The 22,567-nt window shown below is 71.8% G+C and carries 24 protein-coding genes; 15 read left to right on the top strand and 9 right to left on the bottom strand.

Annotated features, from left to right (window positions below; all coding sequences use genetic code 11):
* Positions 1-3: 3 nt before the first annotated feature.
* Together ACIOD2_RS18775 and ACIOD2_RS18770 are read right to left on the bottom strand one after the other, a co-directional pair.
* On the bottom strand, positions 4-645 hold the full coding sequence (locus ACIOD2_RS18775; protein ID WP_400539390.1) for a haloacid dehalogenase type II: 642 nt from the start codon (positions 643-645) through the stop codon (positions 4-6).
* A gap of 81 nt (positions 646-726) precedes the next feature.
* Positions 727-1,317: a TetR/AcrR family transcriptional regulator gene (locus ACIOD2_RS18770; RefSeq protein ID WP_400539388.1), complete on the bottom strand. Its 591-nt coding sequence runs from the start codon at positions 1,315-1,317 to the stop codon at positions 727-729.
* Between the two features lie 103 nt (positions 1,318-1,420).
* Between ACIOD2_RS18770 and ACIOD2_RS18765 the strand changes: the two genes are divergently transcribed.
* Positions 1,421-2,470: an NAD(P)-dependent alcohol dehydrogenase gene (locus ACIOD2_RS18765; RefSeq protein ID WP_400539385.1), complete on the top strand. Its 1,050-nt coding sequence runs from the start codon at positions 1,421-1,423 to the stop codon at positions 2,468-2,470.
* Between the two features lie 21 nt (positions 2,471-2,491).
* Here ACIOD2_RS18765 and purU read toward each other — a convergent pair whose 3' ends face one another.
* The 5 genes from purU to ACIOD2_RS18740 form a co-directional block, all read right to left on the bottom strand.
* Entirely contained in the window at positions 2,492-3,358 is an 867-nt protein-coding gene (gene purU, locus ACIOD2_RS18760; RefSeq protein ID WP_400539383.1) for a formyltetrahydrofolate deformylase, read from the bottom strand.
* Positions 3,359-3,382: 24 nt separating this feature from the next.
* Positions 3,383-3,904 (bottom strand): maleylpyruvate isomerase family mycothiol-dependent enzyme, encoded by a 522-nt coding sequence (locus ACIOD2_RS18755; protein ID WP_400539380.1) that lies wholly within the window; start codon positions 3,902-3,904, stop codon positions 3,383-3,385.
* Entirely contained in the window at positions 3,849-4,550 is a 702-nt protein-coding gene (locus ACIOD2_RS18750; RefSeq protein WP_400539377.1) for a DedA family protein, read from the bottom strand. Before ACIOD2_RS18750 ends, ACIOD2_RS18755 begins: the two co-directional genes overlap by 56 nt.
* A gap of 68 nt (positions 4,551-4,618) precedes the next feature.
* Positions 4,619-5,425, bottom strand: coding sequence for a class I SAM-dependent methyltransferase (locus ACIOD2_RS18745; RefSeq protein WP_400539375.1), 807 nt, complete (start codon positions 5,423-5,425; stop codon positions 4,619-4,621).
* Entirely contained in the window at positions 5,404-5,904 is a 501-nt protein-coding gene (locus ACIOD2_RS18740; protein ID WP_400539373.1) for a DUF2505 domain-containing protein, read from the bottom strand. The genes ACIOD2_RS18745 and ACIOD2_RS18740 overlap by 22 nt, the downstream gene beginning before the upstream one ends.
* Positions 5,905-5,928: 24 nt before the next feature.
* Here ACIOD2_RS18740 and ACIOD2_RS18735 point away from each other — a divergent pair, with 24 nt between their 5' ends.
* The 7 genes from ACIOD2_RS18735 (at position 5,929) to ACIOD2_RS18705 (ending at position 13,132) form a co-directional block, all read left to right on the top strand.
* Positions 5,929-6,984 carry a UDP-N-acetylmuramate dehydrogenase gene (locus ACIOD2_RS18735; RefSeq protein ID WP_400539370.1) on the top strand — a complete coding sequence of 352 codons (1,056 nt, stop codon included), beginning with the start codon at positions 5,929-5,931 and terminating at the stop codon, positions 6,982-6,984.
* A gap of 160 nt (positions 6,985-7,144) precedes the next feature.
* Entirely contained in the window at positions 7,145-8,326 is a 1,182-nt protein-coding gene (locus tag ACIOD2_RS18730; protein ID WP_400539367.1) for an Ig-like domain-containing protein, read from the top strand.
* 3 nt (positions 8,327-8,329) lie between these two features.
* Positions 8,330-9,145 carry an alpha/beta fold hydrolase gene (locus tag ACIOD2_RS18725; protein WP_400539365.1) on the top strand — a complete coding sequence of 272 codons (816 nt, stop codon included), beginning with the start codon at positions 8,330-8,332 and terminating at the stop codon, positions 9,143-9,145.
* Entirely contained in the window at positions 9,139-10,473 is a 1,335-nt protein-coding gene (mshA, locus tag ACIOD2_RS18720; RefSeq protein ID WP_400539362.1) for a D-inositol-3-phosphate glycosyltransferase, read from the top strand. Before ACIOD2_RS18725 ends, mshA begins: the two co-directional genes overlap by 7 nt.
* A complete protein-coding gene (locus tag ACIOD2_RS18715; RefSeq protein ID WP_400539360.1) occupies positions 10,470-10,982 on the top strand; it encodes a YbjN domain-containing protein in 513 nt (170 codons plus the stop codon). Before mshA ends, ACIOD2_RS18715 begins: the two co-directional genes overlap by 4 nt.
* Positions 10,983-11,051: 69 nt before the next feature.
* Entirely contained in the window at positions 11,052-11,960 is a 909-nt protein-coding gene (locus tag ACIOD2_RS18710) for a DUF4349 domain-containing protein (RefSeq protein WP_400539358.1), read from the top strand.
* A 422-nt stretch (positions 11,961-12,382) separates the two neighbouring features.
* A complete protein-coding gene (locus ACIOD2_RS18705; protein WP_400539356.1) occupies positions 12,383-13,132 on the top strand; it encodes a phosphoglyceromutase in 750 nt (249 codons plus the stop codon).
* Between the two features lie 64 nt (positions 13,133-13,196).
* On the opposite strand, the gene ACIOD2_RS18700 is transcribed toward ACIOD2_RS18705, so the two are convergent.
* Both ACIOD2_RS18700 and ACIOD2_RS18695 read right to left on the bottom strand, forming a co-directional pair.
* Positions 13,197-14,084 carry a hypothetical protein gene (locus ACIOD2_RS18700; protein ID WP_400539353.1) on the bottom strand — a complete coding sequence of 296 codons (888 nt, stop codon included), beginning with the start codon at positions 14,082-14,084 and terminating at the stop codon, positions 13,197-13,199.
* Complete coding sequence (locus ACIOD2_RS18695) at positions 14,081-14,719, bottom strand: DNA-binding response regulator (protein ID WP_400539351.1); 639 nt, start codon at positions 14,717-14,719, stop codon at positions 14,081-14,083. Before ACIOD2_RS18695 ends, ACIOD2_RS18700 begins: the two co-directional genes overlap by 4 nt.
* A 66-nt stretch (positions 14,720-14,785) precedes the next feature.
* Between ACIOD2_RS18695 and ACIOD2_RS18690 the strand changes: the two genes are divergently transcribed.
* The 7 genes from ACIOD2_RS18690 to ACIOD2_RS18660 all read left to right on the top strand — a co-directional run bounded on the left by ACIOD2_RS18690 (position 14,786) and on the right by ACIOD2_RS18660 (position 22,524).
* On the top strand, positions 14,786-15,655 hold the full coding sequence (locus tag ACIOD2_RS18690; protein ID WP_400539348.1) for an oxidoreductase: 870 nt from the start codon (positions 14,786-14,788) through the stop codon (positions 15,653-15,655).
* Positions 15,656-15,800: 145 nt separating this feature from the next.
* Positions 15,801-17,042 (top strand): sensor histidine kinase, encoded by a 1,242-nt coding sequence (locus ACIOD2_RS18685; RefSeq protein ID WP_400539345.1) that lies wholly within the window; start codon positions 15,801-15,803, stop codon positions 17,040-17,042.
* Positions 17,039-17,728: a response regulator transcription factor gene (locus ACIOD2_RS18680; RefSeq protein WP_285482158.1), complete on the top strand. Its 690-nt coding sequence runs from the start codon at positions 17,039-17,041 to the stop codon at positions 17,726-17,728. The genes ACIOD2_RS18685 and ACIOD2_RS18680 overlap by 4 nt, the downstream gene beginning before the upstream one ends.
* A gap of 116 nt (positions 17,729-17,844) precedes the next feature.
* Entirely contained in the window at positions 17,845-18,828 is a 984-nt protein-coding gene (locus ACIOD2_RS18675) for a Ppx/GppA phosphatase family protein (RefSeq protein WP_400539342.1), read from the top strand.
* A 178-nt stretch (positions 18,829-19,006) separates the two neighbouring features.
* Positions 19,007-20,656, top strand: a complete 1,650-nt coding sequence (locus ACIOD2_RS18670; RefSeq protein WP_400539339.1) for a hypothetical protein — start codon at positions 19,007-19,009, stop codon at positions 20,654-20,656.
* A gap of 74 nt (positions 20,657-20,730) precedes the next feature.
* Positions 20,731-21,543 (top strand): sugar phosphate isomerase/epimerase family protein, encoded by an 813-nt coding sequence (locus ACIOD2_RS18665; RefSeq protein ID WP_400539336.1) that lies wholly within the window; start codon positions 20,731-20,733, stop codon positions 21,541-21,543.
* Between the two features lie 210 nt (positions 21,544-21,753).
* Entirely contained in the window at positions 21,754-22,524 is a 771-nt protein-coding gene (locus tag ACIOD2_RS18660; RefSeq protein ID WP_400540401.1) for a thioesterase family protein, read from the top strand.
* Positions 22,525-22,567: the final 43 nt, after the last annotated feature.

Here is a 22,567-nt window from a genome sequence, read left to right as displayed (position 1 = left end):
CAGCTAACCCAGCAGGTCGGCCAGCTCCGGCAGGGTCGACGCGGTGTAGGTGGGCGCGGGCGAGCCGGGCAGCGGGCGGACGCCGGGGCGGGTCAGCAACGCCGTCCGCAGGCCCGCTGCCTGCGCGCCCGCGATGTCCCAGTCGTGCGCGGCGACCATCACCGCGTCGGCCGGCTGGAGCGCGTACGCGTCGAGGACCTGCCGGTACGGCTCGGGCGCGGGCTTGAGCCGGCCGGCCTGTTCGGCCGAGAAGATCCGGTCGAGCAGTGGGGCCAGCCCGGAGTTCTGCAGCTGCGCCTCGGCCGTGGCGAGCGGTGAGTTCGTCAGCGCGACGACGTCGTGGCCGGCTTCGCGCAGCTTGGTCAGGCCCGCCACGACGTCCGGGTGGGCCGGGAGTGAGCGCAGGCCGTCGCCGATCGCGGAAAGCTGGTCCGGGGTCAGCTCCCGGCCGTGGCGGGCGGCGACCTCGACGGCGGCCTGGCCGGCGATGCCCGCGAAGTCGCGGTAGCCGCCGGACGCCGTCACGGTCAGGACCGTGTGGATGGCCAGCCCGAACCACTCGCGCCGCAGCTCGGGGCTGCCGATGGTCTCGTCGAGCGCGGCGAGGTCGAGCAGGGTCTCGTTGACGTCGAAGACGCACAGCATGGGTTCAGTATTGCTGGGTCCGCGATCCCTCGTTGAGCCTCGCGCAGCTGCCGTCCGGCGCCGGCTCCCCATCACCCCGAGCTAACCCAGAATCCGGCCCGCGATCGCGATCCGGGCGGCCTCCGTGGACTTTGCCACGACCTGGTCCACCGAATAGCCCTGCTTCACGAAGATGCCGTCGAGCTGGAACGTGCCGTAGCCGTGGGCCTGGGTGAACAGCTGCTCCAGCAGCTCCAGCCCGGTCGGCGGGTCCGGTGCGACCGTCAGCGACAGCATGAGGAACTGGTCGGTCAGGCCACGGGCCGCCTCGTGCAGCTCCGCGTAGTCCGGGCCCTGGAGCCCGTCCGCGTAGATGACGTTCAGCCCGGCCCGCCGCTCGATCAGGTAGCGCGTGTACGCGCCGGCGGCGGCGGCCAGCGCGTCCGCCGGGGCGTCGTGCTCGGCGATCGCCGCCGCGACGCGCTCGGTGAGCTGGCAGACGATGTTGAGCGCGACCTCCGCGAGGAGGGCCTCCCGCGTCGCGAAGTGGCGGTACGGCGCACCCGGGCTGACCTGCGCCCGCTTGGCCACCTGCGCCACGGAGAACCCGTCGAGCCCCTGCTCGGCGATCAGGTCGAGGGAGACGCGCACGAGCTCGGCCCGAAGATCACCGTGGTGGTACTTGCCGCCCATGACCTGGATCACATCTCTCGCTCGAAATATGTAAGACCCCTCTTACGTAGACCATGTAAGAGACCTCTTACGAGGACAACGGTACTTGAACTTGGAGGGTTCCATGAGCACGACCACGCACGCCATCGCCGCACCGGCGCCGGGTGCGCCGCTCGCGCCGACCACGATCGAGCGCCGTGACCTGCGCGCCAATGATGTCCTGATCGACATCGCCTTCGCCGGCATCTGCCACAGCGACATCCACCAGGCCAAGGAGGACTGGGGCCAGGCCATCTTCCCGATGGTCCCCGGTCACGAGATCGCCGGTGTGGTCGCCGCGGTCGGCTCCGACGTGACGAAGTACCAGGTCGGCGACCGCGTCGGCGTCGGCTGCATGGTCGACTCCTGCGGCGAGTGCGAGTACTGCCAGGCCGGCACCGAGCAGTTCTGCGTCAAGGGCAACGTCCAGACGTACAACGGCGTCGGCTTCGACGGTGAGAACACCTACGGCGGTTACAGCAACCAGGTCGTCGTGAAGGACGCCTTCGTCTGCGGCATCCCGGAAGGCATCGACCTCGACGTCGCCGCGCCGCTGCTGTGCGCGGGCATCACCACCTACTCGCCGCTGCACCACTGGGGTGCCGGCCCCGGCAAGAAGGTCGCCGTGATCGGCCTCGGCGGGCTCGGGCACATGGGCGTCAAGATCGCCGCCGCGATGGGCGCCGAGGTGACGGTGCTGAGCCAGAGCCTCAAGAAGCAGGAGGACGGCCTCAAACTCGGCGCGACCGACTACTACGCGACCAGTGACGAGTCGACGTTCGACGTCCTCAAGGGCAAGTTCGACGTCATCCTCAACACCGTTTCGGCCAAGCTGCCGATCGACGCCTACCTCGGCCTGCTGAAGGTCGGCGGCGCGATGGTGAACGTCGGCGCGCCCGGCGAGCCGCTGAACTACAACGCCTTCTCGCTGCTGGGCGGCAACAAGGTGCTGGCCGGGTCGATGATCGGCGGTATCGCCGAGACCCAGGAGATGCTCGAGTTCTGCGCCGAGCACCACATCGGCGCCGAGATCGAGGTCATCTCGGCCGACAAGGTCAACGAGGCCTACGAGCGCGTCGAGAACTCCGACGTGCGCTACCGGTTCGTCATCGACGCCTCGACCATCGGGGCGTGACGGCGGGGCACGGCAACCGGATCAGAACACCACGGTCCGGTTGCCGTGCACCAGAACCCGGTTCTCCAGGTGCCAGCGCAGGCCGCGCGCGAGGGTGACCTTCTCGATGTCCCGGCCCTTGCGGACCATGTCCTCGACCGAGTCGCCGTGGTCCACGCGGATCACGTCCTGGTCGATGATCGGGCCCGCGTCCAGGTCCGCGGTGACGTAGTGGCAGGTCGCGCCGACCAGCTTCACACCGCGGGTGTGCGCCTGGTGGTACGGCTTCGCGCCGATGAACGACGGCAGGAAGCTGTGGTGGATGTTGATCGCCCGGCCGGCCCAGTCGCGGCACAGCTCGGCGGGCAGGATCTGCATGAACCGGGCCAGGACGACCGCGTGCGGGTCGTGCTCGTCGACCAGCTTGCGGACCTGCTCGAACGCCGTGGCCTTGTCGCCGGCGGGGAACGGCACGTGGTGGAACGGGATGCCGTGCGCGCGGGTGATGTCGGCGAGCGACTCGTGGTTGCCGATCACCGCCGCGATGTCGACGTCGAGCTCACCGGACGCGACCCGGCCGAGCAGGTCGTACAGGCAGTGCCCGGCCTTCGAGACCAGCACGACCGCGCGGCGCCGCTCACCGGTGTCGCTGACCTGCCAGCTCGAGTCCGCGGACAGGTCCGCGGCCACCTCGGCGAAGCGGGTGCGCAGGCCGGCGGCGTCGAACGGCAGCGAGTCCGCGCGGACGACCTGGCGGGTGAAGAACCAGCCGGTGTCCGGGTCGGTGTGGTAGGCCGCTTCGACGATCCAGCCGCCGTGCTCGGCGAGGAACCCGGAGATCCGGGCGATGATGCCGGTGCGGTCGGGGCAGCCGAAGGTGATGACGAAGCGGCGTTCGGGAGCGGTCACGCCGGATATTGTCCCTCGCGCTGGTCAGACGGCGGGGAGCCGGTCCCCGGTGACCGAGGCGTTGTTCGGGCGGCCGTACAGCGCCCGGTAGACGTCGTCGGCGGCGCCCGACACGTCGGTCTCCGGCGTGCCGACGGTCCACGTCCGTTCCGGCGTCGTGATCCGCACGCCGATGGTGAGACCGCGCCGCGGGACGAGGAAGGTCAGGAACTCGTCGATGCCGTCGTTCGCGAACTCGGGGGAGAAGCGCGTCTTCGGGACGTCTTCGAGGGCTGATTCGGCGTCGAGGCGGTGGATCGCCGTTTCGTGGGCCATCCGGCGGCCCCACGGGGTGCCGGGGTTCCGCGCCAGGACTTCGCGCAGGGCCAGGCGCTGGCCGTCCCACCAGCCCAGGACGTCGTCCCAGTCCGCGGGCGGTTCCGGTTTCACCGGGCGGTCGAGCGTCACGCCGACGGCGAAGCCGTACACGGAGGCGATGTGCGCCACCAGGTCATGAACAGTCCACTTCGGACAGTTCCGGACCGGCGCCGTCGGCCCGGCTTTCATTGCCGCCCGTTTCAGCGCGTCCGCGTGGATGTCGATCGCTTCCAGCATGGGCCGACCGTAGCCGTCGCCCGGCCTCGATCGCGACGACCAAGCCGAGGCCGAGGGTGAACGACAGCAGCAGGCCCTTCACCGGGTCGTCGGCGAACGCGACGCCGCCGGCGAGGCCGATCAGGACGCTGTAGACCGCCCAGATCGACGCGCCCGCGGCGTCCATCAGCACGAACCGCAGCGGCGGGTAACCGAGGCTGCCGTTCGCGAGCGCGCTGGCGACGCGCCCGCCGGGCAGGTAGCGGGCGGCGATGATCAGCAGGCCGCCGTGGTGGCGCACCTGCTCGCGCGCCCACTCGTACCGGCGCCGCCCGTTCTCCCCGCGCTGCAGCCGCTCGAGGGCCCCCGGTCCGGCCGTGCGCCCGACGGCGTACCCGAGGCAGTCGCCGGCCCACGCCCCGCCGGCCGCGACGGCGGCGAGCAGCCCCAGCTGCGCCGGGTCCGGCCCGAGCAGCACGGCGACGGTGACGACGGTCGTTTCGCTCGGCATGAACGGCAGCAGCGCGTCCAACCCGGACACGGCGAAGACGAGCACCCACAGCCACGGCGAGCCCAGCGCGCCGCGCAGCAGCTCGGTGACCTGCCCCAGGAGTTCCACGTCCCCATGGTGATCACCGCAGGTCACCTGTGGGTGACGCAACGGGGTGCGGCCGGTGAACAAGGGCCTTACGGGGCGACCGGGGCGACGGCGGCCCACGGCACGGTCAGCTCGCCGAGCCGGATGCGCCCCGGCGGGCCCAGCACCGGCCAGCCGCGGGAACCCAGCAGCCGCACCGTCTCCAGCCAGCGGGAGCGGGCGCCGAACGCCTGGTGCGGGGCCGCGGTCGCCCAGCAGGCGTCCAGCGTGGACAGCAGCTCGTGGACGCGCTCACCAGGGACGTTCCGGTGGATCAGCGCCTTCGGCAGCCGCTCGGCCACCGTCGACGGCCGGTCCAGACCCGCGAGCCGGACCGACAGCGTCAGCGAGACCGGGCCGTCGCGGGACACCAGGACCCACGTCGACAGGCGGCCGATCTCGTCGCACGTGCCCTCGACCAAGAGCCCTTCAGGGGGCATCGACTCCAGCATCAGCTGCCACGCGCCCGCGACCTCGTGCTCCGCGTACTGGCGCAGCACGTTGAACGCCCGGACGAGCACCGGGCGCGTGCCGGCCAGCTCGAAGCCGCCGCGCTGGAACGAAAGCCAGGGTGGTACCGCGGCGGACTGCGCAAAAGCGACCCGGTCGGCGTCCAGCTCCAGGCCCAGCACCCGGACGTCGGGGCGGACGCGGCGCAGCCAGCGGGCCAGCTCCACTGTGGTCACCGGGGACGCGCCGTACCCGAGGTCGACGACCAGGGGATCCGCGGCCGCGCGCAGCAAGCGGGTCGTCGGGGGCGCGGTGGCGATCCACCGGTCGACCCGGCGCAGACGGTTCGGGTTGGTCGTTCCTCTGGTCGGCGCGCCGACCGGGCTCAGGCGGCGTCGGCCAGCCACTTCGCGGAGAATTCGGCTTCGCGGTCCAGCAGCTTCGTAACCTGTTCGGCGATCACGCTCTCCAGCTTCGCGCCGAACAGCGGGATCCGCACGACCACCTCGCCGCTCGTCCGCAGCACCGTCTTGGCGCCGTCGGCCAGCAGCGCCGTCCGCGCGGTGATCTCACCCGGGACGCCGCCGACCTCGACCGACGCCTTGCCCTGGTACTCCGCGCCGGAGGGCTGCCAGATCTGCGTGCGGGTCACCATCAGGTCGCCCTTGTGGAGCGTCCGGACGGCCTGCGGCAGCTTGTCGGCGCTGATGCCCTGCCGCAGCTGGTAGCGCAGGCCCTTCTCGGAGAGCTCGTACGCGAGCAGCGCCGCGCCGTGGCCGCCCAGCTCGTCCAGGCGCGCCCGCAGTGCTTCTTCACCGGCCACCGCGGGGTACACGGCGGCGACATCGGCGGCGAAGTCAGCACGGTGCTCGATCCGGGATCCCATGAGCCGGACAGTACCGTCAGACGCGTGAACTCCGCCCGTACTCCCGCCCTCCCGAAGCTCTCGGCGTACACCACGCTGCGCCTCGGCGGCCCGGCTCGCCGGTTCGTCAGCGCCGTGACCAGCGAAGACCTCGTCGCGGCGGTCCGCGAGGCCGACGCGACGGGCGAGCCGGTGCTGCTGCTCGGCGGCGGTTCCAACCTGGTGGTCGGCGACGCGGGGTTCGACGGCACGCTGGTCGAGGTGGCGAACACCGGCTGGCGGCGCGACGGGAACGTCGTGGAGGTCGAGGCCGGCCAGAACTGGGACGTCTTCGTCGCCGGCTTGGTCGACGCCGGCCTGGGCGGGCTCGAATGCCTCTCCGGCATCCCGGGCAGCGTCGGCGCGACACCGATCCAGAACGTCGGCGCGTACGGCTGCGAGGTCGCCGAGTCGATCGTCTCCCTGGAGCTGTACGACCGCGTGACGCGCGAAGTGCGCACGCTCAAGGCCGACGACCTCGGCTTCGCCTACCGCACCAGCATCCTCAAGGGCACCGACACCGGCGTGGTGCTCTCGGTCCGCTTCGAGATCCGCGAAGACGGCCTCTCCGCGCCGATCCGCTACGCCGAGCTCGCGCGCACGCTCGGCGTCGAGATCGGCGAGCGCGTCCCGGCGGCCGACGCGCGGGACGCCGTGCTCGGGCTGCGCCGCGGCAAGGGCATGGTGCTCGACCCGGACGACCACGACACGTGGAGCGCGGGCTCGTTCTTCACCAACCCGATCGTCCCGGCCGCCGACGCCGAGGCGGTCCTGAAGCGGATCACCGACACCGTCGAGGGGACTTTCCCGCAGTACCCGGCCGACGGCGGCGTCAAGCTGTCCGCGGCCTGGCTGATCGAGCGCGCCGGCTTCGCCAAGGGGTACCCCGGGCCGGGGAGCCGCGTCTCGCTGTCGACGAAGCACACGCTCGCGCTGACCAACCGCGGTGACGCGACGACCGAGGACCTGCTCGCACTGGCCCGCGAGGTCCGCGACGGCGTGCACGAGCGGTTCGGCGTCCGGCTGCACCCCGAACCGCTCTTGATCAACTGCGTCATTTGAGCCGAAACGGGCAACCTGGACGTGTCACAGACGTCTTTGTCGACAACGGTGACGTCCACCTGATCGGATGGTCTTTACCTTTCGGCAGGTAACGTCGAGCCCGTCACCAGCGCTAAGGGCGTGGAACCTGCTGGTCAGTGGGGGAACTCGGGAGGATTTCGTGATCGAACGGCGCTTGGTGTTCAAGGCGGCTCTCGCGGCCGGGGCCGCGGTGGTCGTCGCGGCGTGTTCGGGCACGAACGACGGCACCGCGCTGCCCACCGGGGCCGCGAACGCCGACGGCGAGGGTGGCGGCGCGCAGCCCGTGGCGAAGATCACGGCCGAGCCGGCCGTCAACGCCAAGGACGCCCCCGTGCTCAAGCCGGTCGTGCTCAAGGTCGCCGACGGCAAGCTCACCGAGTGCAAGGTCACCGCCGACGGCGGCAAGGACGTCAAGGGCGACACCGCGCCCGACGGCCTCAGCTGGACCAGCTCCGAGCCGCTCGGTTACGGCAAGAAGTACACCTACGCGGCCAAGGCCACCGGCAGCGACGGCAAGCCGGTCGAGTTCACCGGCACCTTCAGCACGGTCAGCCCGGCCAAGCAGGTCCGCGCCACGCTCAACCCGGCCGACAACCAGCAGGTCGGCGTGGCCATGCCGATCAGCGTCAAGTTCGCTTCGCCGGTCAAGGACCGCGCGGCCGTCGAGAAGGCCCTGTCCGTGAAGACGGACAAGAACGTCGAGGGTGCCTGGGGCTGGCTGTCCGACAGCCAGGTCGACTACCGGCCGAAGGAGTACTGGCCGCAGAACATCACGGTGAGCGTCGAGGCGAAGCTGTACGGCGTCGAGCTGGGTGGCGGCGCGTACGGCAAGGCCGACGTCACCACGAAGTTCAAGATCGGCCGCAACCAGGTGGTCAAGGTCAACACCCCCGAGCACCAGATGCACGTCTACCGCGGCGGCTCGCAGGTCAAGAGCTACCCGTGCGCGAACGGGCTGGACGCCGAGGTCGACCGCAACACCCCGAACGGCACCTACATCGTGATGAGCAAGGAGCCGACGGCGGTCTTCGACAACGCCCGCTACGGCTACACGAACGTCAACAAGAAGTGGGCCTGCCGGTTCTCCAACCACGGCGAGTACATCCACGAGAACCAGGACAACGCGGCCAACATCGGGAAGACCAACAACTCCCACGGCTGCGTCAACCTGCTCGAGGCCGACGCCAAGGACTACTTCGACTCGGCGCTGGTCGGCGACCCGGTCGAGATCACCGGCTCCAAGCTGGGCGCGCCGATGGCCTCCGACGTCAAGGACTGGAACTACTCCTGGTCCGCCTGGCAGGCACTGGGCGCGAAGTAACCCGTGCGCACCGAGGTCGTCGGGCACGGCGGGACGCGGCTCGGCCTGCGGGTCGAGGGTGCCGAGAACAGCAGGCCGATCGTGTTCGTGCACGGCTGGGCGCAGTCGTCCGGGGCCTGGGCGGCGCAGCTGGCCGACCCGGCGCTGACCGAGCGGTTCCGCCTGGTCGCGATGGACCTGCGCGGGCACGGCGCGTCCGACGTCCCCGCCGCCGGTTACGACGACCCGGTGGTCTGGGCCGACGACCTCGCCGCGGTGCTCGACTTCGCCGGCCCCGACGCGATCGTCGTCGCCTGGTCGTACGGCGGCCTGGTGCTGGCCGACCACGTCCGGGTGCACGGCACCGCACGGCTGCGCGGCGTCGTGCTCGTCGGCGCGATCACCGAAATCGGCCGGGACCGATCGGGCGGGCGAGTGGGCTCGCTGATGCGCGAGCACATGCGCGCGATGCTTTCGGACGATCCGGACATCGCGGTCCCGGCCCTCACGGCGTTCAGCCGCGGCATGGTCACCCGCCCGATCGCCGGTACGCAGGCACAAGCCCTGCTCGGAGCCAGTTTGAGCGTCCCGCCCGCGGTGCGCGCGGCGCTGTTCCGCCGCGACGTCGGCAGTGAGGACGTCCTGGCCGCGATCGACAAGCCCGCCCTCGTCGTGCACGGCTCGCACGACCGCGTGATCGACCCTTCCACGGCGGAGCACACGATCGGGAAGATTCCGGGTGCCACCCAGCGTTGGTTCCTTGACGGGGGGCATGCGCCCTTCGCCGAGTCCGCGGACGAGTTCGACGCGGTGCTCCGGCAGTTCGCCGAGGAATGCTGACGCAACGCGGGAGACGAGACCAGGTGACCAGCTCCATCCGGGGGTTCCGTGCTGAGCCGCGCCGGGTAGCAGTGCTGTCCGTGCACACTTCGCCGCTCGAACAGCCGGGGACCGGCGACGCGGGCGGGATGAACGTCTACGTCAGCCAGACGGCCATCGAGATGGCCCGCCGCGGCGTCGAGGTCGAGGTGTTCACCCGCGCGACGGCGTCGGACCAGCCGCCGAAGGCCGAGCTGGCGCCGGGCGTGACCGTCCGGCACGTGCAGGCGGGTCCCTTCGAGCCGCTGAGCCGCGACGAACTGCCCGCGCAGCTGTGCGCGTTCACCTCCGGCGTGCTGCGCACCGAGGCCTTCCACGAGCCCGGCTACTACGACCTCATCCACTCGCACTACTGGCTCTCGGGCCAGGTCGGCTGGCTCGCCCGCGACCGCTGGTCCGTGCCGCTGGTGCACACCGCGCACACCCTGGCCAAGGTGAAGAACGCCGCGCTCGCCGAGGGCGACAAGCCCGAGCCGCGCGTCCGCGTGATCGGCGAGGAGCAGGTGGTCGCGGAGGCGGACCGGCTGGTCGCCAACACCCAGGTCGAGGCGCGCCAGCTCATCGACCTCTACGGCGCCGAGCCGCACGCGGTGCACGCCGTGCCGCCGGGGGTCGACCTCGAACGCTTCACCCCGGGCTCGAAGGACGTCGCGCGCGCCGAGCTGGGCCTGCCCGGCGACGCCGTCGTGCTGGCCTTCGCCGGCCGGATCCAGCCGCTCAAGGCGCCGGACGTGCTGCTGTACGCGGCCGAGGCGCTGCTGCGACGGCGTCCCGAACTGGCGTCGAAGCTGGTCGTGCTGATCGTCGGCGGGCCGTCCGGCAGTGGGCTGGAGCAGCCGCAGGCGCTGCGCGAGCTGGCCGTGTCGCTCGGCATCGAGGCGCAGGTGCGGTTCCTGCCGCCGCAGCCGGGACCGGCACTGGCCCGGGTGTTCCGCGCGGCCGACGTCGTCGCGGTGCCCAGTTACAACGAGTCGTTCGGGCTGGTCGCGCTGGAGGCGCAGGCCTGCGGCACGCCGGTGGTGGCCGCCGAGGTCGGCGGGCTGCCGGTCGCGGTGCCGCACGGCGTCTCCGGCCTCCTGGTGCCCGGGCACGGCGCCGAGGAGTGGGCCGACGCGCTCGCCGCGGTCGCGCTGCGCCCGGACCGGCTCGCGGAGCTCGGGGCCAACGCCGTCCTGCACGCGCGGCACTTCTCCTGGCGTCGCACAACGGACGCGCTGCTCGACATCTATGCTCAGGCCACCAGCGCGTTCCGACACGCCCTGGACCTGCGTGAAGAGGTGGCGGTGTGAGTCTCGACGAGCTGATCAAGTCCACTTTGGACGACGCCGAGCTGAGTTATGACCGGCGTGGCCCGGGAAAGTACTTCGTCACCTTGCCGGGCACCAAGAAACTGCAGACCAACGCGTGGCTCGTCGACGGCGACCACGCGTTCTCCGTGGAGGCTTTCGTCTGCCGTCGCCCCGACGAGTCCCATGAGGACGTTTACCGTTTCCTGTTGCGGCGCAACGCGAAGCTCTACGGCGTGCACTACACAGTGGACAGTCTCGGCGACATCTACCTGGTCGGCCGGTTCGGCAAGGAGACGCTGAGCGCCGAGGAGCTCGACAAGGTGCTCGGCCAGGTCCTCGAGGCCGCCGACGGCGACTTCAACACGCTGCTGGAGATCGGCTTCGCGACGTCCATCAAGCGCGAGTGGGACTGGCGCGTCTCCCGCGGCGAGTCCCTGGCCAACCTCCAGGCGTTCAAGCACCTCGTCGAACCCGCGAAGCCGCACGAACCGGGCTTGACCGAGTCGTGACCCGGCCCGTGCAACGGGGCTGAACCGGACATCCGTCTCACCGCCAGTCGAACTGGAGGGAGACGCAGGATGCGGACTCGATGGAGAACCCTGCTCGCGGTCGCGGGCGTGGCGTGCGTTCTGGTGGGCTGCTCGGCGGAGAACTCGTCGTCGCCGTCCTCGGCGGACAGTGCCGGGGTCGGCCCCGCGCCGGCCATCCCGCAGCCGGGCAAGTCGCAGCAGGGCACCGGCGGCACCAGCAAGGTCGAACCGAACCAGGGCCAGGTCCCCGTGCCGCAGGCCGGGGCGAGCGACCGCAAGCTGTCCCGCAGCGCGCGGCTCGACCTGACCGCCACGAAGGTCACCGACGTCGTCGCGCAGGCTCGCGGGATCGCGCAGGGCGCCGGGGGTTACACCGGGCAGGAGAGCACCGGCGAGGACTCCGCGACGCTCAGCCTGGCCGTGCCCGCCGACAAGCTGGACGGCGTGCTCGACCAGCTCTCACACCTGGGCACCAGCCTGGTGAAGCGCGAGATGAACACCCAGGACGTCACCGAGCAGGTCATCGACGTCGAAGCGCGGCTGTCGACCCAGCGGGCGTCCGTGGAGCGGATCCGTGCCCTGCTTGCGAAGGCGACTTCGGTGTCGGAGATCGCTTCGGTGGAAAGTGAGCTCACGAGCCGCGAAGCGACTCTCGAATCTCTCGAACAGCAACGGAATTCGCTCGCGGGCAGTGTCGCCATGTCGACCGTCGCGATGAGCATCCGGAGCGTGGCCGCGCCACCGCCGCCCGCGGAAGAAGACCACAGTGGATTCCTGGGTGGGCTGGCCGGCGGCTGGGACGCGTTCCTCGTCTTCGGCGGCGGCCTGCTGACGGTGCTGGGCGCGATCGCGCCGTTCCTGATCGTCGTCGGGCCGCTCGCCTGGCTGGGCTGGTGGCTGAACCGGCGTCGCCGCACGGCGCGGCCGGAGCCGGCGCCGGTGTCGCCCGAGGTGTGAAGCGGGCAGGCGGGACGGCTCGAGGGAGGGGGGAGTCGCGATCTCGAGCCGCCCCGCTGAAGTTCCCGCCGATCAGGACCCGGTGACGAGGGGGGTGCCAACGGGGCCGGCGGGCCGCGGCTCGGCAGGGGGGAGACGAGCCGCGGTCAAAGCCCGAAACCGGCCGGGGAGTGCGTGGAATCCGGCCGCTCGGGACTTAGTCAACCTGTCAGAACTCGACCTGTAATCACAAGACTACACACTAGTCCGTTCGAGTGAACTTTGCGCAGACCGATAACGCAGTGCAGCAAGTTGCACTGAATTTGCCCCTTGTTGGCACGCTGTCTTGTCATGGGGTGAAGGTGTTACCTGCGGGTAACACACTCTCCGTAGGACGGCGGGTCACCAGTCGGCCCGCTGGTCCGTTCTGGCAGGCTGAGGGCATGGCGGAACTTGGGACGTTGGTGCTGCTGCGTCACGGGCAGAGCACGTGGAACGCGGAAAACCTGTTCACCGGCTGGGTCGACGTACCGCTTTCGGAGCAAGGGGAGGGTGAAGCCCGCAAGGGTGGCCAGCTCCTGTCCGAGGCGGCGCTGCTGCCGGACGTGGTGCACACCTCGCTGCTGCGGCGCGCGATCTCGACCGCGAACATCGCGCTGGACGCCGCGGACCGGCACTGGATCCCGGTCAAGCGCGACTGGCGGCTCAACGAGCGCCACTACGGCGCGCTGCAGGGCAAGAACAAGAAGCAGACGCTGGACGAGTTCGGCGAGGAGCAGTTCATGCTCTGGCGCCGCTCGTACGACACCCCGCCGCCGGAGATCGACCCGAAGGACGAGTGGAGCCAGGCGGGCGACGCGCGGTACGCGAACCTCGGCGGCAACGCGCCGCTGACCGAGTGCCTCAAGGACGTCGTCGCGCGGCTGCTGCCGTACTGGGAGTCCGAGATCGTGCCGGACCTGCGCGCGGGCAAGACCGTGCTGGTCGCCGCGCACGGCAACTCGCTGCGCGCGCTCGTCAAGCACCTCGACGGGATCTCGGACGAGGACATCGCCGGCCTGAACATCCCGACCGGCATCCCGCTGCGCTACGACCTCACCGACGACCTGAAGCCGGTGAAGGCGGGCGGCGAGTACCTCGACCCCGACGCCGCCAAGGAAGCCGCGGCCGCGGTCGCCAACCAGGGCCGCTGACGCTTTAACGCCGTGAGGGGCACCCTCAGGGACTCTATGTCCCTGAAGGTGCCCCTCACGGCGTTCAGGATGCGGTGACGGCCCGGACCGCGGTCGCCTTCCAGGTGGTGCCTTCGCGGACCAGGTCGAGTTCCGCCGTGAAGGGCCGGTCGGCCGGCTTGCCGTCCGCGCCGGTCACCTTGAGCGTCGTGAAGAACAACACGCTCGCCGTGCCGCCGGTCAGGGCGGTGACGCCGGCCATCGGGTCCGGCCCGGGCGCGACCTTGCTGCCGCTCGTGCGGATCGCGTCGACGTAGGTCGCTTTCTTCGCGCGGTAGTCGTCCAGCAGCGGGCCGGCCGAGGCCGCTTCGGCGCGGGCGTACGAGCCGTCCGGGTCGCCGCTGTCGGTCGTGAACAGCGCGCCCGCGACCGTGTGCGCCCCGGCCAGCGCCGAATCCCGCAGACCGGCGATGCTGCCGTCGTCCGGGTGCGGTGCCGGCGGCGGCTTCGCCGGGTTCACCGCCAAGTCGGCGAGCAGCCAGCGGCGGTCGGTCTTCACCGCGGTGAAGGCGGCCGTGGCCAGGCCCTTCGAGGTCCCGTTGACCTGCTCCAGCACGGCCAGCTCGCGGATCCGGTCACCGGTCAGCTCGATCGCCGCGCTCCGCACGACGCGCGTGGTCAGGTGGACCGGCTGCGGGCTCTTCCTGACCGCGTCGAACAAGGTCGCGAGCTGCTGCTTCGCGGTTCCGGCCACGTTCGCCGCGACGGCCTGGTCGAACGCGGCCGGGTTCGCCGAGTCGTAGCTGAAGACCGCCTCGGCCGCCGTCTTCACCGCGTCGAGTGCGGCGGCGGTCCCGGGTCCGTTGACGATCGCGAGGTTGCCGTCGAGCGGCTTGGCCGTGCCGGAGACCGCCGAAGAGCACGCCGAGCACGCCGAGGTCGTGAGGACCAGCGCCAGCAGCGCTCGCCTCACAGAAGCCCGGCCTCGCGGGCCCGCGCTCCGGCCTGGAACCGCGACGACGCGCCGAGCAGTTCCATCAGCTCCGCCACCCGCCGCCGGTAGGTCCGCACGCCCACGCCGAGGGCCCGTGCCGCCGTCTCGTCCTTGCAGCCGGACGCCAGCTGCACGAGGATCTCGCGCGCGCCCAGCTCGGCGAACCGGGCCTGGTAGGACTCGAGGTCGGTGCCGCCGGCCCAGGCCGCCTCGAACAACGACTGGATGCCCTGGACCAGCTCCGGGCTGCTGACGACCGTGTAGCTGCGGACACCGCCGACGTTGTCGCCGGCCACGATCGCGATCCGGCGGTCCAGCAGGATCGTCTCGTTGACCTCGCGCTCGGTGATCCGGATGCGGGCACCGTGCGTGGCCATGAACCGCAGGTGCTCGGCCAGCTTCGGGTCGAACAGCACGCCGGGCAGGTACATCTTGCGGACGTTCGCGGCGCGCACCGCCTGCTCCCGCTCGGGCGCCGTCGGGTGCGCCACCGACCACGTGTGCAGGTCGCGGGCCGCGCACGAAACCTCCGTCGCGGCCGCGAACAGGTGGGCCGTCCGCTCGAACAGCTCGGCCTCACCGCGCACCACGACGACATCACTGACTCTCTCCACGCATTCCAGTCTGGCAGCAAATTGCCAAAACCGGTGGTGGCGAGTCCGCCCCGCGAAGCTGGAGGCATGACCACGAACACCCTTCCCGCCGCCGCGGCGGGCACCTGGAAGCTCGGCTCCTTCGAAGTCAACCGGCTCGGTTACGGCGCGATGCGCCTGATGTCCACTTCGGACGGCGGCATCCGCGACCGCGAGACGTCCATCGCGGTCCTGCGCCGCGCCGTCGAGCTCGGCGTCAACCACATCGACACCGCGGTGTTCTACTTCGCCGGCCCGCGCTCGGCGAACGAGCTCATCAACAGCGCCCTGTCGCCGTACGACGACCTGACGATCACCACCAAGGTCGGCCCGGGCCGCGACTTCACCGGCGCGTTCTACACCGCCCGGCCGGAGCAGCTGCGGGCCCAGGTCGAGGAGAACCTCCGCGAACTGGGTCTGGACCACCTCGACATCGCGAACTACCGGATCGGCGAAGGCCTCGACCGCGGCGACGGCTCCCTCGCCGACGGTTTCGGCGCGCTCGCCGAACTGCGCGAGGAGGGGCTGATCCGCGAGCTCGGCATCTCCAACGTCGGCCCGGAACACCTCACCGAAGCCCTGGCGATCGCGCCGGTCGTCTGCGTGCAGAACCAGTACGGCCTCACCGCGCGCCGGGAGGACGACGAGATCGTCCGGATGTGCGGCGAGCGCGGCATCGCCTTCGTGCCGTTCTTCGCCGTCGCCAGCGGAACGGGTGAGGACGCGCGCGTCGCGGAGGTCGCGAAGCGCCACGACGCCACCCCGGCGCAGATCCGGCTCGCGTGGACGTTGCACCAGGGCCCGCACGTGCTCGCCATCCCGGGCACGGGTGATCTCGCGCACCTCGAGCAGAACGTCGCCGCGGCGGCGCTGGTGCTCACGGAAGACGATCTGGCGACACTCGAACGAGAGCACTGATTCACCCGGAATGTCTCGCTCGGGAATCGGCCGGGTGAACGTGGGCTGACACCGCGGCGAACAAGTCGTCGCCAGGTGTCGCGGTGCTCACGACAAGGCGGACAACGCTAGGCCGAAGGGCCACATCACAGCTTACGATCGGCCTGTGACCACGCCTGTTTCACTAGCACTGGCCATCGGAACCCTGGTGGCCGGTGTGGTGGTCGGCTACTTCGTCGCGCGGGCGCGCCTTCGCCGCGAGGAAGCCCGGCCGCCGGGCCCGACCGTCGCGGAGCTGCTGGAGCGATTGGTCCGGTCCTCTCACAACGGCGTCGTCGTGCTCAACAAGTTCGGCGACATGGTGCTGCACAACCCGCGCGCCTACGAGCTCGGCCTCGTCCGGGTGAACCAGGCCGACCCGCGGGCCCGCAAGGCCGCCGAACAGGTCGTCGAGACCGACGAGCCGATGGAGATCGACCTCTCGCCGCTGGAAGCGCGCGGCCGCCAGCCGGAGGCGGTGCTCGGCCAGGTCCGGCCCCTCGGCGACGGCTTCACCGTCGTCGAGGCGGTCGACCACTCCGAGGCCATCCGGCTGGAGGCCGTGCGCCGCGACTTCGTCGCCAACGTCAGCCACGAGCTCAAGACCCCGGTCGGCGCGATCGCGCTGCTCACCGAGGCCGTGCTCGACGCCGCCGAGGACGTCGAGGAGGTCCGCCGCTTCGGCGGCAAGATCCTGCGCGAGTCCACCCGGCTCGGCCAGCTCGTCACCGAGCTGATCGCGCTGTCCCGGCTGCAGGGGGCCGAACGGCTGCCCGACCTCAACGTCGTCGAGGTCGACGCGGTCGTGCGCGAATCGCTCGGCCGCACGACGCTCTCGGCGGAGTCCGCCGACATCAGCATCACCACCGACCCGGCCAGCGGCCTGCTCATCGAGGGCGACCGGACGCTGCTGGTCACCGCGCTGTCGAACCTGCTGGAGAACGCCGTCGCGTACTCGCCGGCCGGCAGCCCGGTGTCGATCAGCAGGCGGCTGGCCGACGGCATGGTCGAGATCGCCGTCACCGACCGCGGCATCGGCATCCCGGAGGACGAGCAGACCCGCGTGTTCGAGCGGTTCTACCGCGCCGACAAGGCCCGGTCGCGGGCCACCGGCGGCACCGGGCTCGGCCTGGCGATCGTCAAGCACGTCGCGGCCAACCACGGTGGCTCGGTCGGGCTGTGGAGCCGTCCGGGCACCGGCTCGACGTTCACCCTCCGGATCCCCGCGCACGTCCGCCCCGAACCGGCCACCGAGCCGGCGCGGGCGGCCAAGACCTCGCCGGCACCACGGCAGGAGAAGACCCCCGAGCGCACCCAGAGGCTCGTGGTTACCGGGCAGGAAAGCCCAGATCATGGAGGAAACCTGTGACCAGGGTTCTCATCGTCGAAGACGAGGAGTCGTTCGCCGACCCGCTCGCCTTCCTGCTGCGGAAGGAAGGCTTCACCGCGGCGGTGGCGGGCACCGGCCAGGCGGCGCTGGAGGAGTTCGACCGCAACGGCGCCGACATCGTCCTGCTCGACCTGATGCTGCCGGGCATGAGCGGCACCGACGTCTGCAAGCAGCTGCGCCAGCGCTCCGCCGTGCCGGTGATCATGGTGACCGCGCGGGACAGCGAGATCGACAAGGTCGTCGGCCTGGAACTGGGTGCGGACGACTACGTCACCAAGCCGTACTCGGCGCGTGAGCTGATCGCGCGGGTCCGCGCGGTGCTGCGGCGCGGCGGCGAGCCCGGCTCCGAAGGCGAGCTGGCCCCGCTGGTGCTCTCGGCCGGCCCGGTGCGGATGGACGTCGAACGGCACGTCGTGACCGTCGACGGCGGGGAGGTGTCGCTCCCGCTCAAGGAGTTCGACCTGCTCGAGTACCTGCTCCGCAACGTCGGCCGGGTGCTGACCCGCGGCCAGCTCATCGACCGGGTGTGGGGCGCGGACTACGTCGGCGACACCAAGACCCTCGACGTCCACGTGAAGCGCCTGCGCTCCAAGATCGAGCCGGACCCGGGTTCGCCGCGCCACCTGGTGACGGTTCGCGGCCTGGGCTACAAGTTCGAGACGTAAAAAGTCCACTTCGGGCGGTATCGCCCCGGTGTGGAGGCGCGCCGGGGCGGTACCGCACCGAGTGTTGTTGGTTACATGTTCGAGACCTGACGCTCGGGCCGGTACGCTGGATCCCCGTGCGCCTAGGGGTACTCGACGTCGGTTCCAACACCGTCCACCTGCTCGTGGTCGACGCCCACCGTGGCGCCCACCCGACCCCGATGCATTCCGAGAAGTCCGTGCTCCGGCTGGCCGAGCGGATCACCCGCACCGGAGACCTCAGCAAGACCGGCGCGGACGAGCTCGTCACCGCCGTCGAGTCGGCCAAGGCGGCCGCCGTCCGGCTCGGCTGCGAAGAGGTCATGGCGTTCGCCACGTCCGCGGTCCGCGAGGCGAAGAACTCGGCGAAGGTGCTGGCCCGCGTGGCCGACGAAACCGGCGTCGAGCTGCAGGTCCTCTCCGGCACCGACGAAGCCCGGCTGACCTTCCTCGCCGTCCGCCGCTGGTACGGCTGGTCGGCCGGTCAGCTGCTGGTGCTCGACATCGGCGGCGGCTCGCTGGAGATCGCGATGGGCCGTGACGAAGAGCCCGTGCTGGCCGAATCCCTGCCGCTGGGCGCCGGGCGCACCACGCGCACCCGCTTCCGGCACGACCCGCCGACGCGCTCGGAGCTCGTCGCCACCTCGGCGTGGCTCGACGACCAGCTGACCGAGCTCGCGCGGAAGGTCACCAAATGGGGTGAACCCGACCGCGTCGTCGCGACGTCGAAGACGTTCCGGTCACTCGCCCGGCTGACCGGCGCCGCCCCCTCGGCGGCGGGCCCGCGAGTGCGACGTACGCTCTCCGACACCGCATTGCGCCAGCTCCTGGCCTTCATCTCGCGGATGCCCTCGGCCGATCTGGCCCAGCTCGAGGGGGTCAGTTCGAGTCGATCGCACCAGCTGGTGGCCGGCGCGCTCGTCGCGCAGGCCACGATGCGGGCGCTCGGATTGCCGGAACTCGAGATCTGCCCGTGGGCTCTGCGAGAAGGTGTCATCCTGCGGCGGCTGGACCATTCCACCGGCGCGGATGAAACTGGAGCCGCCCTCGCGGCGCGTTTCGGCGCACAGGAGGACCGGTGAAAGCAGACGACTGGACTTCACCCAAGACGGTGTTTTGCTGGAAGCACGGGCACGATGGAGAGGTGACGGACATGCAGAGGACGACGTACAGCGCGCGCTGCGCCGCCGGCGTGCCGTCGGGAGCCTCTTCCCGAGGTGCCGGCCGTGACAACTCGGGGCGCGCGGGGGATTACCAGGTATGACGGACCAGACCGGAGGCGACCAGCCGCAGAAGACCGTGGCTGAGCTGCTCGCCCAGCACGGTGCGCAGGTCGACGGCGGACGCCGTCGCCGCCGGCGCGCGGCCGATGACGACGACGAGCCCGGCACCCCCGAGGCGCCGCCCGCCGCCCCGACGACCGGGTCGCACCGGCGTCCCGGTGTGAGCGACACCGGCCCGCAGGCCATCATCGACCGGGTCGCCAACGAGGGCGGCGGTCCGCCGCCCCCCGCACCGCCCGCCCGGCCCACCGGACGGCGCCGCTCCGAGCCGCCGGCCCCGCCGCCGCCCGCGCCGCGCCCGGTCCCGCAGGACTCGCAGCAGATGCCGCGTCCGCCGCAGCCCCCGGCCCGGCCCGCCCCCGGCGGTGCCGAGTCCGGCCAGTACGCGCGCCCGGTCCCGCCGGACTCGGGCCAGTACGCCCGGCCGCCGCAGGAGTCCGGGCAGTTCAGCCGCCCGGCGCCCCAGGAACCACCGCCGCCGGCCCCGCCGCGGCCGCAGGAGTCGGCCCAGCTGCCGGTGCCGCCTCGCGCCGCGCCGCGTCGCCAGCCGCCGCCACCCCAGCCGTCCCAGCAGCTGCCGACGCCGCCGCCGGCGGCCGAGGAGACCCGCGCCGCCGTGCCGCCGGTCCGGCGTCGCCCGCCGCCGCCACCGCAGCCTTCGCAGCAGCTGCCGACCCCGCCGCCCGGCGGCCCGCTGTCGGCCCGTCTCGACGGGCTGAACGGCACCCCGGACGCCGACATCGACGGGCCGCCACCGCCGATGGCCAGTGGCACGTTCGCGCCGCCGCCCGGCGCGCCCGGCCGGCCGCGCCGGGGTCCGGCACGCCGTCCGCAGCCGAAGCAGGAGGCGTACACCGAGCAGTTCTCGGCCGTCCCCGACGAGGAGCCGCCGCCCCCGCCGCGGAAGGGCAAGCCGGCCGAGATCCCGGACATCTCCACGCCCGCGGGGCTCGCGAACTGGCGCAAGCGCCGCCAGAAGGAGCAGATGGAGGACACCGAGATCGGTGTCATGCCGGTGGTGCCCACCGACACCCCGGACGACGGTTACCCCGACGACGACTTCGAGCCCGACGACGGCTTCGCCCCGGAAGGCAGCGGCTACCAGGCCGCCTACGACGCGGGCCCGCCGACCGGCACGTACCCGCCGCCGATGCCGTTCGCGCCCGGCGGCGACCGCGCCTCGCGGGCGCCGATCCCGGACGACCTCGAGCCGTACGAGCGCGAGTTCGCCGAGCCCGGCTACCCGCCCGGCGGCCCGGACTTCGAGCAGGACGACTACGGCTACGAGCAGGGCGACGGCTACGAGGACGACGAGTACGACGACGACGTCCCGGAGCCGGTCGCCGAGCCGGAGCCGGCGGGCTCACCGGGCAAGCAGTGGCTGGGCCTGGCCGGCCAGCTCGCGCTGGGTGTCGTCGGCGGCGCGGCCGTCTGGCTCGGCTTCAACTGGCTGTGGGTGAACCTCCCGGCCGCCGCGCTGGTCGCGGCGCTGCTGGTGGTCGTCGCGCTGGTCTGGATCGTGCGGAAGATCCGTCGCGCCGAAGACCTGCAGACGACGGTGCTCGCCGTGTTGGTCGGCTTGGTCGTGACCGTCTCACCGGCAGCGTTGTTGCTGGTCGGACGCTGAGCGCCGGGTCGGGGACGAGACCTGCGTCCCCTTCCCGGCCCGGCGGTGCGGCCCACCCTCGGTGACGAGGCAGGATGTCCGGCGTGACAGACGAGAAGCCGGTGCCCGTCGGCCTCAGCACGGCGTCGGTGTGGCCGCTCAAGGCCGGCTCGGCGTTCGAGCTGGCCGCCGAGCTCGGTTACGACGGCGTCGAGGTGATGGTCTGGGCCGACGCCGTCAGCCAGGACGTCACGGCGCTGCGCCGCTGGTCGCGCCGCACCGGCGTGCCCGTGCTGTCGATCCACTCGCCGTCGCTGCTGATCACCCAGCGGATCTGGTCCCCGGACCCGGTGGAGCGGCTGCGGATGTCGGTCGACGCCGCCGTGGAGCTCGGCGCGCGGACCGTGGTGGTGCACCCGCCGTTCCGCTGGCAGCGCCGCTACGGCGACGCGTTCGGTGACCTCGTCGACGAGCTGGAGGAATCCAGCGGTGTCGAGATCGCCGTCGAGAACATGTTCAAGGTCCGGCCGCCGGGCGGGTCGAAGAACGCCCGCGTCTCGGCGTTCCGGCCGTCGATCGACCCCACCGACGTCGGGTTCCGGCACTACACGCTCGACCTGTCCCACACCGCGGCGGCGCGGATGGACGCGCTGGCGCTGGCGCAGCGGATGGGGGAGGGCCTCACGCACGTCCACCTCGCCGACGGCACCGGGATCCCCAAGGACGAGCACATGGTGCCGGGCCGCGGCGGCCAGCCGTGCGCCGCGCTGCTGGAGAAGCTGGTCAGCAACGGTTTCGCCGGCCAGATCGTGCTGGAGATCAACACCCGGCACGCCCTGACCCAGGCCCAGCGCGTCCGCGACCTCGCCGAGGCGCTGCTGTTCGCCCGCTTCCACCTCGGGCAGTAACTGAGCACGCACCACGACGCCCGCCTCCAAAACGGGCAGGCGAACACGTAAAGTTCCGACTGTGAACCCGTTGCTGTCGTTGATCTCCGCCCTCCCCGGTCAGGACCCGTTTTCCCCGCTCGGGACGGTGGCCACGGACGGGGCCGCGCGTTCGTGAGCGCAACGGACGGCATCGCCGTGTCCTTCGACACGGCGACTGCGACGCGGTCGATGGGGGACGGCACCTTCACCGCGGTGCTGCGCGCGGAGTGGGCCATCGGGACCCATCCGCACGGTGGGTTCCTCCTGGCCCTGCTGGCCAAGGCGGCGATCGCCGCGCTCCAGGAGCGCGGCGAGCCGCACGCCGAGCCGCTGGTCGTCAGCGCGGAGTTCCTGCACGCGCCCGCACTCGGCCCGGTGCTGCTGCGCACGGACGTCCGGAAGGTCGGGCGGCGCGCCACGGTCGTCGAGGTCCGGCTGGAGCAGCGTGGCCGCAGCTGCGTCGAGGCGCGCGTGACCACCGGGCGGCTGCCGATGCGGCGCCCGGAGTGGACCGACGTGCCGTCGATGCCCGCCGAGCCGTCTCCGGGGGCCCTGACGATGCCGGAGAGCCCCGAGGGCCCGTTCAACCTGGCCAAGGGCTGCGACGTCCGGCTCGACCCGGCGACCGCGGGCTACCTGTCCGGGCGCACCGGCGAGCCGCCGCGGATGCGCCTGTGGGTCCGGCCGCGCCACGGCCTGGTCGACCCGTACTTCACGCTGCTCGCCTCGGACGTCAACCCGCCGGTGGTGATGAACCTCGGCCGGATCGGCTGGGCGCCGACGGTCCAGCTGACGGCCCTGCTGCGCACCCGCCCGGCCCCGGGCTGGCTGCGGGTCATCGTCGAGTCGAGGTCGGTGCACGAGTCGTGGTTCGACTCGGACGCGACGGTGATCGACTCGCAGGGGCGGCTGGTGTGCCAGGCGCGGCAGCTGGGGCTGGCCCCGGCCCCGGGCGGCTGAGCGATGGCCCAGGCCCGGCACCGGGCCGCTGAGGGGCGTTTGG

The sequence above is a fragment of the Amycolatopsis sp. NPDC088138 genome (genome assembly GCF_044741685.1).
Classification (GTDB): domain Bacteria; phylum Actinomycetota; class Actinomycetes; order Mycobacteriales; family Pseudonocardiaceae; genus Amycolatopsis.
The sequence above is the reverse complement of the archived record's forward strand: the minus strand, read 5'-3'. Positions and strand labels throughout refer to the sequence as shown.